Origin of the sequence: Fibrobacter sp. (assembly GCF_045601785.1) — a bacterium.
Classification (GTDB): Bacteria; Fibrobacterota; Fibrobacteria; order Fibrobacterales; family Fibrobacteraceae; genus Fibrobacter.
In genome coordinates this window covers 17,420-30,458 of the sequence record NZ_JAZSAF010000064.1, presented here as the reverse complement: position 1 = coordinate 30,458, position 13,039 = coordinate 17,420, and the positions used below count along the sequence as shown (strand labels likewise).

The following is a 13,039-nucleotide window of genomic DNA, read 5'->3' as shown; positions in this document are numbered from 1 at the left end:
AAACGCTTCTACCGATGTTCGTGACGGATAGGCTTTAGCTGGTCCACGACGCTTTGCAATTCCTTAGGGAGCGGGCAATCAAGTACGATTTTGTCGCCGTGCCAGGTGAATTCTAGTCTGCAACTGTGCAAGAAGAGTCGGTGGAGCCCGAGCTGTTTTTTGGCTTCGCGGTTGAGAGCGAAATCACCGTAGCGGGTGTCGCCGAGGAGCGGGTGACCGATGCTTGCAAAATGAGCGCGAATCTGGTGCATGCGGCCTGTTTCAAGCTTGATTTTTACGAGGTCGTAGCCTTCGTAATGTTGCTTGACGCGGTAATGCGTTACTGCCTTCTGGGCGTTTTTGCCGGTTTCACCAACCTTCATTTTGCTACCCTTGGCAGCATCGGTGCGTGTGAGCGTCTCGTTGATGGTTCCCTTGTCTTTTTTGAGGTTCCCTTTGACGAGTGCGTAATAGAATTTGTCGACTTCGTGTTCGCGGATCATGCGCGTGAGTTCACGGAGCGTGTCGCCGTGGAGGGCGGCGATAATCATGCCCGAGGTTTCTTGGTCGAGGCGGTGGGCGATGGTGGGCTTAAAGTCGAGCCCTTCGCGGCGGCCCCATTCCCACAGATATTCTACGAGGCTCTCGCCGGGGCGAGTGCCGGAACCTGGCTGACTTGCAAGGCCCGAGGGTTTGTTCACGACCACGTAATCTTCGGTTTGTATAATGAGGTCAAGTTCCTTGGCACCCCAGCCAGACTGCTTCTCGGCGGGGGAGGCTGACTTGCCCCAGGTAGACTTGGCTTTTGCAAACCCTTCTGCGGTGGATTGCTTCACCCCTTCGGGGTTCGCAATGACGTGCGAGGCGAATGCTGCGACAGACTGCTTGCAGGCTGGCATTGCTGAGCCGAAGCGGCCATGCGCTTGCGCAATGACGTTGTTCTTTTCTTCTTCGCTGACAGACTTGAAGTTTTCGTAGATGCAGACGGTGTCGCCTTCGGCAAGCATCTGATTCGCCTTGCCCACGACTCCATTCACGCGGACTTTCTTTTTGCGGATGACGGCGAAAAAGACCGACAGTGATTCGTCGGGGAATGCCTTGCGCAAAAAACGGTCGAGGCGCATGTTGGCAAAGTTGCGGTCAATGACTCGGGTAATCATAGGCTAACCTGAGGTGTGGTGTAAGAGGTCGGCACTACGTGCCTTTGAGGTTTAAGGTGCATTGGCTTTAAGCGGAGTGACCTCAAAGCGAATTTATGAGCGAGCTCATTGCTCATACCAGTTGATCCTTTTTCGCGTAGTGGGCGAGGCGAACGCCGTCGGCAGCGCTGGTGACGATTCCGCCGGAATACCCGGCGCCTTCGCCGAGCACGAATAGGCCCTTGGTATTCACGCTTTCAAGCGTCTCGTTGTTGCGGCTCATGCGAAGCGGGCTGCTGGTGCGTGTTTCGGGGGCGACAATCAGGCCTTCTTCGATGAATCCGGGGATCTTCTTGTCAAAATTCTGGAATCCTTCGGCGAGGCTCTTGCAAATGGTTTTGTCCATCCAGTCCCACAGATTGCTCTGAACGAGTCCGCAGGGGTAGGTGGATTTCGGGAGCGATTTGTCTTCTTTGTGGGCGAGGAACGCCTTAATAGTTTGTGCCGGGGCGGCGTAGCTCTTGCCGCCGACCGCGTAGGCGTCGCTTTCGATTTTTCGCTGGAAATCGAGCCCGCCAAAGAGCTTGTCGCTTGCGGCTATGGGCACGGCGATGGCGCCGTTGGCAAAGGGACCGCTCCTGCGGCTGTAGCTCATGCCGTTGGTGGCAAGGGTCCCGGGCTCCGAGGCGCAGGGCACCAGGACGCCACCCGGGCACATGCAGAAACTGTAGGCGCTGCTTGTTTTGTTCAGTGTCGGGGTGGCGAGAAAATATTCGGCGGAACCCGTGAGCTTGGTATCGACATTCAGGCCCAGCTGGCGCATGTTGATGAGCGCTTGCGGGTGCTCGACGCGCACGCCCATGGCAAAAGCCTTGCTTTCGAGGGCAACGCCACGGGCGTGGAGCATTTCGTAAATGCTCCGGGCAGAATGCCCGACGGCGAGCACCAGCGCTTCGCAGGGTTGCCAGTGAGGGATTGCGGCGCCTGCATTGGATTGCTTCGCTTCGCTCGCAATGACGTTTTTTAACTGGATCGCCGCAATGCGGCCATCCTTAATTTCGATGTCTTCGAGAGCTGTGCTAAAATGAATCTTGCCGCCGAGCCTTTCTATTTCTGCGCGCATTTTCCGCAGCAATAAAACGAGGCGGTCCGTGCCGATATGCGGCTTGGCGAAGGTCACGACAGATTCGTCGACTCCAAAGTCCACCATGTCGTGTAGAACCAGTTCTGTGAACGGGTTCCGGGTGCGGGTATTCAACTTTCCATCGCTAAAGGCCCCCGCACCTCCTTCGCCAAAAAGCACGTTGCTGTAGGCGTTAAACTTACGGTCAACAAAGAACCGGCGAATATCGCGGAATCGTTCTTCGACACATTTTCCTTGCTCGTACAAATCGACTGCAAAACCTTTGCGCAGCAAGTGCAAGGCTGCCCAGAGTCCGCTCGGGCCTGCGCCAATTACATCCACATGCCCGGGCATTGCGACGCTATTTTTCTGCGGGTCGCTTTCGAGAGATTCTTTGTCACGCGTTGCCGCTACAAGTCCCTTGGCGTGATTCCCCGTGGCGCGGACTTCGCGCTTCAAGTCGAAAATCACATTGTAAGACCACTTGGGGTCGCCTTTCCGGCGGCTATCCAGCGAAAAACGCTCCACCTGCAAGTTGAAAATCTCTTCGGGGTGCAGGCGGAGTTCCTTGGCTAAAGCCTCGCGATACTTGCCTTTCTTGGCAAGCGCAACGGAAAGTTCTCTGTAGCGGTAGGTGAACATCATAGCAAATTTAGAAAAAGAAAATAGAGCTTAGAGATTGATTCTCTAAGCTCTACGAACTAAGTTCTGCCAACTATACCTAGAATTGGTAATTGACTCTTACGCCGCCAAAAATATCAGTGTATTCGCTGCTTTCGTTATCCGGACGGAAATACAGCGCCGAGCCGACATACCATTCGCTGTAAAGACGCTTGGTGTGGTTCACGCGGAGATTGGTGCTTCCCAAAATGTCGGTTTCGCTTTCGTCCATTGAAACATCTTCTTCTTCCCAATCGACGGTGAGGTAACGGAATTCTCCCGAAATTCCAAGAATCAGGAAGCGGTTCAGGAACGAAATTTCAAATTCGTCGTCGATGGTGATTTCGCTTTCCTTCATGTCGTCACGCTTGTAGGACTTGAATCTCGGCTGCACCGACACATAGTTCTGGATTCTCTTGAGTTTTGTTGTTGCGGACACCGGATAGGAATGTTCAAAGTAGTTGGCTCCGCCAAAGTAGTAGCCCATTTTTGCCCAAGTCTCGTTAGACAGGTTAATGCCGTCAATCGGCTCGTCCTTGTAGAACTTGGAATCGTCGGTGCGGATCGTCCAGCGTCCACCCACCTTGAAGAATGTCTTGAACGCCTGCAGGGAAACATCCAGTTTCCAGGTGTTTCTGTAGATTCTTTCTTGGAATTTCGAAGCTAGGTATTCTTCGCTCGAAAGTCTCATGTATTCGGCCCAGCGAGCGGAGTCAACTTCTGTGGTGTCGCCTCTGTCCTCAATCTTGGTCGTGGACCTGTTCTTGCGGGCCGCAAACCAGCCATCTCTATAGATACCGTCTTCCAAGATATAGTCTCCGTGAAGTTGGTAGGGGCGGTATTGAGTGCGGTATTCCAGGTTGTAGCCGAGATCCAAATTGACATTGGAGCCAATCTTGAAGGAGCTACCGAGTCTCCAGTTTTGAATGTACTTGGTGCGTCCGTTGTCAAGTTCGTGTTCTTCTGCCCACTTGGAGTCGTCGTCGGAGAAAAGTCCCCAACGGGTACCTTCGCCAAGACCAATCAGGTTTGTCTTTCCGCCGTTGGCAGCATTTTCGATGTTGAGTTCGTAGCCACCGTTGAGTGTCCAGAAGTCGGTGATAATCTGTTCAATTTTTCCATGGAATTCACGCGTATCGGCGAGCTGGTTTGCGGAACCTGCGCTGTAGAAGTCTTCGCCCACATACTTGATGCTTCCAGAAATGGTGGTCTTGTAGATGTTCCAGTACAGTGATGCGCCAATGGCGAAATTCTGGCTGCCCCAGTTGAGTCCGAGGACTCGGCCTTCGTCACGGTCGCTTTCGTAATCGCCCTTCATCACCTTGGCTTCGCGAATCAATGTGCGCAGGGAATCGCGCATCTCGCCACGGGTGAGAGTCGTGTTTTCTCCAAAGATTTCTTCCAGTTCATTCAGGTTGAGCGAGCTGATCTTGGCTTCGTTATTCATGAGCTCACGCATCTTGCTTAGCGAAGAAACATTCAGACCGGCATCGGTAAAGACCTTGTTGATGGCCCTTTCGCGTACAACGTCGGTCGTGTCGGAGCGACCCACGGCAATTTGTCCCCTAAGTTCGATGTCGCCCGGGTAGAACAGCCAGTTTCCATCGGCATAGAGCGTCATGGACTGCTGGAGCGGTTCGCTTGTCGAGAATGTCTTGCTGGAACCGTCGCGGAGCAGCGGATCCTTCAGCTCGTCGTCGGAGTAGATGAAGCCGAACTTCGCGTCGAAGCGGCGTAAAGGAGCCCACTTGAAAGAGGCTCCGTAGGCAAGGCGCTGGGCCTGGGCTTCGCCATCTTCGATGTAGTTGTTGTAGATGTAGGGGTGACGCTCTCCCAGCAGGTAGGGCTTGCGCGCTTCGCCAAAGAATCCGTCAAGTTCAAAGAGCGGCTGGTTCGCATTGTTCTTCAGGAGCGAAAGCCTGTAGCCTGCGCCGAACAGCTGAAGTGAAGACATGTAGATGTCACCGTCCATCTTGGTGAAGTCGCCCAGGACTGCGTAGTTGTAGTTGTCTGCGTAGCTCAAGGTGACGGGGTTCGGCGAGAAATGGTTCCAGGAATCAGCCGTCAGGTCTGTTCTGAATTCGATGGACTTTCCATCGCTAGAACGCATGAGCATGTAGGCAGACGCTTCGGCTCCAAATCCCGGAACCTGGAAAGTGTTTTCGTAATGCTTGCCCGGATTGATGGTGTCGCTTGAAACGACGATCGAAGAGTCGCTCTTGTTCTTGAGTGTGGTAACATTATGATAGTAACCGCCCAGCATCACCGATCCGATAATGGACCATGTCTTTGCCGTGGTGTCGTTCTTTTGTTCATCGGAGTTCTTCTGGGAAAGCCAATCACCGATCTTGTCGTTCGTGTTGAGCGGCCTGCTTTCTACTCCCGGAATTTCCGGGCTTGGCGGGAGAAGGCTTGCTGCGGTCTTGAAGTCCCTGTTGAAATCGGTCTCGTTTCCAGAAACGCTTCCGATGATGCTTTTGTCCAAGACGTCGTCTGCGCTCGCGCCTGTTTTGTTCTTGGAAATCTGCGAGTTGCTAAATGCTAGGAAGCTGTTGCCCATGTCGAGAATGCCGTAATCGTTTCCTTCCATCAGGGACGATTCCACATCGGTGATGGACATCGGGGAACTGTAGAGTGCGACCTGGTTGCCGGAGAACTTGACTTGCTTCACGGAAAGTTCGGTGTAGCTGTCTGCATGAATGGCCGCTCCCTTGTTGTTCTCGAAAGCTCCGTCTGTAACGGTAACCTTGGAGTTCCTTGCGAAAAGACCACGGCTGAGGGAATTCGTGACATTGGTCGACTGCAGGGAGAGCGTGCTGTTTTCAACGGCAATTCCTGCGACAGCGTCGCGGATGTTTGCGTTTCTGATTTCGGAGCTAGCATTGCCCGTAATCGTGATGCCCTTCCAGTCGCCTGGCTTGGGGTTTGATGCCGCGGAACGGAAGATGACCGTGTTTGCACGTGAACCGGCAACGATAAACTGGCCTTCGGAATGGATGCCCGTGTTCGGCATGAACAGGAATACGACGCCAGGTTCGATGATGACTGCCGTGTTGGGCTCGATCGTCAGGTCGTCGGTGACCAGGTAGGGGGAGTTGTCTGCCTTGAAAAAGCCCTGGATTTCTCCCGAAATTTCAGTTCCTTCCAAATAGGCAACAGGGGGTGTTGTCGTATCTGGTACGGCGGCAACGGTTGAGTCAACCTTTGTGGAATCGCTTGCGGGTGTTGCAAGGGAGTCTGTGGCGGCGACCGTTGCGGAGTCACTTTGGGCTGTTGTTGTAGAGTCCTGGACAGCTGCGCTTTGAATATTGCTTGCAGCCGAATCTGCGGAAAGCGCCGCAGTACTGTCTTTTGCGGGGGATGTCGCGGGCGTAGCTTCTGGAGCCTTTGCAAGGGTGTCTGCCACTGCTGGTTTGGCCTGCGCAGGAGTGGGTTGTGCCGGAGTCTGTGCCTGAGCAGAAGCCTGGGCTTGAGCCGACGCAATGGCTGTTGTTAAGGCAATCGTTGCAAGAAAGAGCTTTTTCATTAGCGGACCTCGTATGTCTTAGTGGCCTGCAAGGTGGTGCCGTTTTTCAGGATGACGGTGATATCGATGTGAGTCTTCGTTTTACTGCGCATGAGCTCGATATCCTGGTCAATGCGGTTGGTTTGCAGGTCGGTTCCGCGCAAGATGATTTGTGGTTTCCCTTCTTGCTGGATCTTGACTTGCTGAATATAAATGGGGCTGCTCTGGGGAAGCTTGTCTATCCTAAAGGACATGGTCCTATGGAATGTATTCTGGAATCCTCTGGGCGGAGGTGGCACGCGAAGTCTTTCTTCGGGCCCCTTGTCGAGAATGATGCTTGCTCCGTTGATATTGGGATAGCATCCCAGTTCCTTTGTAATCTTGTGCTTGTTGGCGGCTTGGTCTTCCACGGTGAATTCGTAGGTGTGGATGCCCGGGGTGAGGTCAATGCCCAGAGAGCTTTCGCCATCGTTGATGTAGATGCTGTTCTTGGGGGCATTGTCAACGCTTGTGGTGTAGAAGACGAAATCGTTTTGCTGGTTGAGGATGCTTACTTGGGCCTTGCAAGTCAGGGAGTCGTAGCCGTTGAATCTCACCTGGGGAACGAGCAGGTTCACGGCCTTGCAGGTCTTGTCGACATTGAGAGCGAGAGTTGCGGTTTCCTTATGCTTGTCCGATGTGTATTCGACGGTGATTTTGTCTTCGTTCCAAAGTCCGTTGTTGTCGGTAATCGTGACCGTGTGGGAGAATTGGCCGTTTGCGCTCCTCGGAACAAGGTCTTCGGACTGGTAGTTTCCGATTTTTACGAACAGTTTTGCATCGGGAACGCTAGGGTCAAAAGAGCCTTCGACGGTGACGGAGCTCGAGTTGCAAACATAGAAGGGTGATGGAGTCGTAATCTTTAGTGTTGTATGTTCATCGGTGTCCGTCGCTTTGATTTCGCGAGCCGTGTAGTAGGCGGAAAGTTGTGCGCACTGGAAGCTTACGCTGTCGCTCTGGCAGGTGATCGGGATCTTCTTCATACCGAAGGAGCCGGAAGACACCTCGAAAGTCAGGTGGATGGGGGTTCCGTCCGACATCACGCGATCATCGAGAATGCCGACCTTGACCCCCGCAGGGCATGTCGCTTCGATGGGAATCTTGTTTTCAAGGGTCGTGTCGGGAATATGGTAGGTGCACTTGATGGAATTTTTCAGGGAATCGATGACAGATGTATAAAGTTGGTCTTTATCTTCGATAATCTTGATGAGCGAGTCCAGGTCTTCGACTTCGTCAATTACTTTAAGCAAGTCGTTCATGAAGGACGGGTCGCCGGAACCGTTGATGTTGATGATTCTCATCTCCTTGTCGTTGCCGATGGCGGTTTGACCTTCAGTAATGGTGTAGTTCTGGCCGTTGAAGTTGATGTCTAGGATACCTTCTTTCAGGGCGAAGACCTTCTTCTTGTTGGGGGATTGACCAATAGTGCCCGACGTTCCACGAATGGCTGCCGTTGCGGTGCCGGTCTTGAACTTGAAGGTGCTCTTGCCCGCCTGCTTCTGCACATCGAACGAGAGGTTTCCCTTCTTGACTTCGGTGGCAAAGTGGTTCTCGCCGTCTTCGAACGAAAGCTTCGTAATAGACACGATGGTGTTTTCCTGGACATTGAAGGAACTTCCGTCAGGGAGGGCCACGATGACTTCTGATTCAATCAGCGTCTCGATGTCGTCCCCTTCTCGGACGTTTTTCGCCTTTTTAAGGTTCGGCTGCTCGGTGGTTTTCACCGCGAGGGTTTCCCCATTGCGGTGCAGAAACACTTCTCCGACGGAATAGCGGAACTTGCCCGATGCGATTTTCTTTCCGGAGGCCGCAAAAGACAGCCCGATAAGAACCGCCAACAGGGTGGTTAGGAGCTTGAAACAACGTGAAAAAGACATAAAGCCTCGCTTTATAGTTACATTCGTCGATAAATATATGTATTTTTTTTACATCTCGATAGCGGATTGTAGCTTCGAGGTAACAAAATAAAGACTTTTTTCAAAGCTTTTTGAAAGAAGGTTTGTCATATATAAACTGTAGGACCGAATATGGAAGTTGAAGAACTGAGCGTTGCCTTTAGCGACGAAGATACCGGTGAGGAAGTCATCAAGGAACTCGGCAAGGAAATCCTTTCGAAGGGGGCCTGGCCCACGGTCATGTTCCTTTATCAGGAAAAGGATCCCAAGTCGGGTGAATTCACCGAACCCAAGGTGTCGCTGCGCCGCTACCGCAAGATGAACGGCATGTTCAAGCCCCAGGGTAAGTTCAAGATTACCGGTAAGGCCCAGGCCGAAGCTATCATAGATGTCCTCAAGAAGTGGTATAATATTTAATGCCTGACCCTGCTAGTCGAAATAATAAGTATGTCATCGAGTTCCTTTGCGAGGGGGACATCGAGACTTTTCCGTACAAGGATAAGTTTGAGCGTATGGCTCGCAAGCTCCTTGCCGAAGAAAGCAAGGAAAAGAATGTGAATATCGTGCTTTGCACCGACGAGTTCGTGCGCACCATGAATCGCGACTACCGCGGGCTCGACAAGGTGACGGATGTGCTCTCGTTCGAATGGAAGAACGAGCTCGGTGTCGATATTCCCGAAGACGAACAGATGCTTGGTGAAATTTATATTGCCAGGGAACAGGTCAGGAGACAGGCACCCGAATACGGCAATACGTTCTACGCCGAGCTAAAGCGCGTGATTGTGCATGGACTTCTGCACCTGTCCGGTTATGACCACATCAAGGCTTCTGACCGTAAGGTGATGCGTAGGCGCGAATGCGAATTCCTGGGACTTGACCCGTACAAGGAAGGTGCCTAATGGAATCTTCTGAAAGTTACGCTGTCGCGTTCCTTGTTGTATTCGTCCTGACTTCGTTCCTGTTTTCGCTAATCAAGGCTGTGTTCAGCGCCATCTATGCGAAGCGCGACGCCAAGGATCGTGAAGGCCGTGAAGAACGGGTCGCCGCCCTTGTGGAACTTCCCGGATTCAACGAGACGATTTCCATTGGTCGCATCTTCTGCAACGTAGGTGCGGGTGTTCTCGGCTTTTACCTGTTCCAGATGATTCCGTGGAACTGGGTACAGGATTTCTGGATACTCGCCTTTGCGGCTTACCTGGTGGTCGCCTGTATCTGCATCTATACGATTACCGTATTCTTTGCGAATCTGCTCGGAAACCTGAAGCCGGATACGTTTGCGGTCGTGCTCATTCCGCTGTTCAACGTCATTCGATTGCCTTTTGCGCTCCCGGCAAAGATTTGCCACCTGCTGTTTGTCAAGATGCTTAAAGTTCTTGGCTACGATTCAAAGCTCAGCTTCTTGCCTGAAGAACGCCGCGATGCGGTTCAGGCGCAGGCCGACATGAACGACGAAGAAGACAGCGACGGTGAAGGTCTCGAACAAGAAGAACGCCAGATGATTCTGAACATCTTCGACTTCGTGGAAACTCCGGTGCGCGAAATCATGACTCCGCGCGTGGACATGTGCGCGGTCGAGGTGGGAACCCCGCTCGAAGAGCTGGTGAAGGTCCTGAATACCGAACGCCATTCCCGCTTGCCGGTGTACAAGGAGACGGTTGACAACATCGTGGGAATCCTTTCGAACCGCGACTTCTTGGAATGGTACACAGAACACCGTGACGAGCCTTTTGACATCATGAAGCTTGTGATGCCGCCGGTCTTTGTGCCGTACCACAAGAAGATTGACGACATGCTCACCGAACTGCGCAAGACGGGTAACCAGCTCGCCATCGTGGTGGACGAATACGGCGGAACCGCGGGCCTTGTGACCTTGGAAGACATCCTTGAAGAAATCGTGGGCGAAATCAAGGATGAAGACGACGTGGACGAAGATGAAGACGTGCAGCGCCTCAAGGACGGCCGCTTCATCCTCGATCCGGTCATTACGCTTTCCGATTTGGAATATAAGCTCGGCGTAGAGCTCGAGGCTCCCGAAAATTCCCACGTGGAAACGCTTTCGGGCCTGATTCAGGCGACGCTCGGTATTATTCCGTCGCCTGGTGCCGAAGTCACTATCAAGGGTTACACCTTCCGTGTGCTCAAGATGGACGGTACCCGCATGGAAAAGGTGCTCATGATTCAGCCCGGCAAGGTGAAGAGCAAGAGCGGAAAGGGTGTTCCCCGTACGCAGGCTTTCAAAGTTGTCTAGCTCGCATTAAAACTCTCCTTTATTGTTGTTATACAGACTAGGCTTTTTATGTTAGCCTAGTCTTTTTTATGCGTTATTTTTTACACACTTTACGGTAGGGGTCGTTTCTTTGTTTTTTTGGATAAAAGCGTTTAAATTTTTGTCAAAACTGCATTTTTGGCGTTTTTTAAAAATTTTGAGGTGTTGTTGTCTTTCACAACACATAAACTAAAATTAACAATTGTTTTTACACGCTAGGATATATCTTTAGTATGGATAAAATGGAGGCTTTATGGGCTATTGGGCTAAAGTCATATCTGCCACGGCGCTATTGGCGTCTTTTTCGCTAGCGCAGACCTACGATCTGCCGATTGTGTTCATTGATACCAAGGGCGAGTGCCTCGACCAGAATGTGACCGAGAAAATCCCTGCCACCATGAAGGTTCTTGATGGCGCCACGAACAATGTGGCCGACAGTGCCAAGGGGACCCGCTACGATATCGGTATCAAGGTTCGTGGGCAGTCCTCGGCCAAGTTCCCGAAACCGGGTTACAGCATCGAAGTCCGCGACGAGAAGGGCGAAGGCATGGATGTAAGCCTGTTCGGACTCCCTCCAGCTGACGACTGGGTCTTGCATGGTCCGTATGTGGACAAGAGCATGATGCGCAACGCCCTTGCCCATTGGCTGTTTAGGCAGGCTGGGCATTACAGCCCCCGCACCAGGCATTTCGACTTGTATATCAACGGCGTGTACCGCGGCGTCTACGTGCTCATCGAAAAAATCAAGCGCGGCAAGTACCGCGTGAACGTGAGCAAGCTCAAGGAAACTGACATTAGCGGCGACGACGTGACCGGTGGCTACATCTGGGCTTTCGACAAGACGGGCACCAATACCGGTGGCATGGGCATGGAAGATATCAACAAGGAAGGTTTCAGCACGGCTGACGGCCTGAATGTCATTATGCACTACCCCAAGAAGGAAAACCTGCAAACAGAGCAGCAGGCCTACCTGAAAAAGTACCTGGAAGATCTCGAGAACCTGTTCAAGAACGGAAAGAATGGTAGCGGCTACGAAAACTATGTGGATATGACTTCTGCGCTGGACTATGTGCTGCACGAAGAGGTGACCAACAATTCCGATTCCTACTGGTGCAGTTTCTTCTTGCACAAGCCCAAGGACAGCAAGGGCGGCAAGGTGACGCTTGGCCCGGCCTGGGATTTCAACCTCGCCATGAGTAACGGTGGCGGCATGGGCACAACATCGACTGACGGCTGGCAAATCGAGAACCCGCAGAAACAGGGCCAGGGTGGAATGATGATGATGGGTGGTGGCCTGAAAGCTCCGAACTGGCTGCTTGGCATGTGGAAAGACAGCCATTATCAGAGTGAATTGAAGAAACGCTGGGCGGAACTCCGCAGTGGCGTATGGCACACCAAGACGATGGATGCGTACCTGGATTCCATGAAGGTCTACATCACCAAGGCAGCTGACCGCAACTTCAAGCGTTGGCCTAACCTGGGGCAGGGTAGTGGTCAGGGGGATCCCGATCCGGAGCCGATGAAATATTGCAGCAACCAGAACCAAGGCGGCCAAAACCAGAACCCGTGGGGAATGTGGGGTGGCGGTGGTGGCGGCATCACCATGGGTGGCAATAATGCAAACACTTGGGACGGCGAATTCGAGCACCTCCGCAAGAAGATGAAAGAAAGAATGGCCTGGATGGACCAGCAGCTAGGTTTTACGGAACCGGCAAATCCCATTGTAACAGAGCCTGTGATTCACGACCCGGATTGGCAAAAGGATACCATGACGCAGTCGACTTATCGGAGCGTTCAGATGGAAAACCTGAGCAGGCTTTCTCCCACAAATTACTTTGCTGTAAATGGCGGATACATTGAAATTCAGACGAGTCTAGGCGGAACGTTTGCCTTGGTAGATCTGAACGGAACAGTGCTGTACAAGACGCGAATTGGTAAGGGATTCACGACCTTGAAGGTTCCTGCCAAGGCGATGAACCGGCACTGGATTGCGACGCTCAACGGCAAGATGCTTGGACGTTAAAAGACCGCTCGGCTCTATCGCAGATTAAAAATGTGATATCGCCTCGCTCTCGCAACCGCCCCAGCTTAACGCTTGGGGCTTTGTTGCTCACGAAAAGACCGCTCGACTCTATTGCAGATTAAAAATGTGATGCTAAAGGTAATGCTTGACCTTGTTGACGGGGTCAAGATTTTCTTTTGGGGGCTTGGGAACGTAGATTTTCACCGCATACACGTAGTGGTCCGTTTCCACGAGAATGTCGCCTTCCTGTAGGTCTTCGTTTACATCCACCTCGATTTCGACACCGTCCTTGGCGATGCGGCGGATGGAATGTTCCTTAAGCTCATGCATCTCGAACAGAACGTCGATGACTTTCTTGTAGGTGCCGTGGTGAATGGTACCTAGAATATTGTTGCAGATCATGCTTTCCT

General features: G+C 52.4%; 9 protein-coding genes. 4 read left to right on the top strand and 5 right to left on the bottom strand.

The window, feature by feature from the left end:
- Nucleotides 1-8: 8 nt before the first annotated feature.
- The 4 genes from ACKI61_RS10210 to ACKI61_RS10195 all read right to left on the bottom strand — a co-directional run bounded on the left by ACKI61_RS10210 (nt 9) and on the right by ACKI61_RS10195 (nt 8,322).
- Nucleotides 9-1,139 carry an RluA family pseudouridine synthase gene (locus ACKI61_RS10210; RefSeq protein WP_407457615.1) on the bottom strand — a complete coding sequence of 377 codons (1,131 nt, stop codon included), beginning with the start codon at nt 1,137-1,139 and terminating at the stop codon, nt 9-11.
- Between the two features lie 112 nt (nt 1,140-1,251).
- The gene (locus tag ACKI61_RS10205) at nt 1,252-2,886 is read right to left on the bottom strand and encodes an NAD(P)/FAD-dependent oxidoreductase (RefSeq protein ID WP_407457614.1); all 1,635 of its coding nucleotides are present in this window, start codon (nt 2,884-2,886) and stop codon (nt 1,252-1,254) included.
- Nucleotides 2,887-2,962: 76 nt separating this feature from the next.
- The gene (locus tag ACKI61_RS10200; protein WP_407457613.1) at nt 2,963-6,427 is read right to left on the bottom strand and encodes a right-handed parallel beta-helix repeat-containing protein; all 3,465 of its coding nucleotides are present in this window, start codon (nt 6,425-6,427) and stop codon (nt 2,963-2,965) included.
- Nucleotides 6,427-8,322 carry a FecR domain-containing protein gene (locus ACKI61_RS10195; RefSeq protein WP_407457612.1) on the bottom strand — a complete coding sequence of 632 codons (1,896 nt, stop codon included), beginning with the start codon at nt 8,320-8,322 and terminating at the stop codon, nt 6,427-6,429. The genes ACKI61_RS10200 and ACKI61_RS10195 overlap by 1 nt, the downstream gene beginning before the upstream one ends.
- A gap of 150 nt (nt 8,323-8,472) precedes the next feature.
- Here ACKI61_RS10195 and ACKI61_RS10190 point away from each other — a divergent pair, with 150 nt between their 5' ends.
- From ACKI61_RS10190 to ACKI61_RS10175, 4 genes are all read left to right on the top strand, one after another.
- Entirely contained in the window at nt 8,473-8,757 is a 285-nt protein-coding gene (locus ACKI61_RS10190) for a hypothetical protein (RefSeq protein ID WP_173567445.1), read from the top strand.
- Nucleotides 8,757-9,239 (top strand): rRNA maturation RNase YbeY, encoded by a 483-nt coding sequence (ybeY, locus tag ACKI61_RS10185; RefSeq protein WP_407457611.1) that lies wholly within the window; start codon nt 8,757-8,759, stop codon nt 9,237-9,239. Before ACKI61_RS10190 ends, ybeY begins: the two co-directional genes overlap by 1 nt.
- On the top strand, nt 9,239-10,588 hold the full coding sequence (locus ACKI61_RS10180; protein WP_407457610.1) for a hemolysin family protein: 1,350 nt from the start codon (nt 9,239-9,241) through the stop codon (nt 10,586-10,588). The genes ybeY and ACKI61_RS10180 overlap by 1 nt, the downstream gene beginning before the upstream one ends.
- A 271-nt stretch (nt 10,589-10,859) precedes the next feature.
- Nucleotides 10,860-12,629, top strand: a complete 1,770-nt coding sequence (locus tag ACKI61_RS10175; protein ID WP_407457609.1) for a CotH kinase family protein — start codon at nt 10,860-10,862, stop codon at nt 12,627-12,629.
- Between the two features lie 132 nt (nt 12,630-12,761).
- Here ACKI61_RS10175 and ACKI61_RS10170 read toward each other — a convergent pair whose 3' ends face one another.
- Nucleotides 12,762-13,031, bottom strand: a complete 270-nt coding sequence (locus ACKI61_RS10170) for a hypothetical protein (protein ID WP_407457608.1) — start codon at nt 13,029-13,031, stop codon at nt 12,762-12,764.
- Between the last annotated feature and the right edge of the window lie 8 nt (nt 13,032-13,039).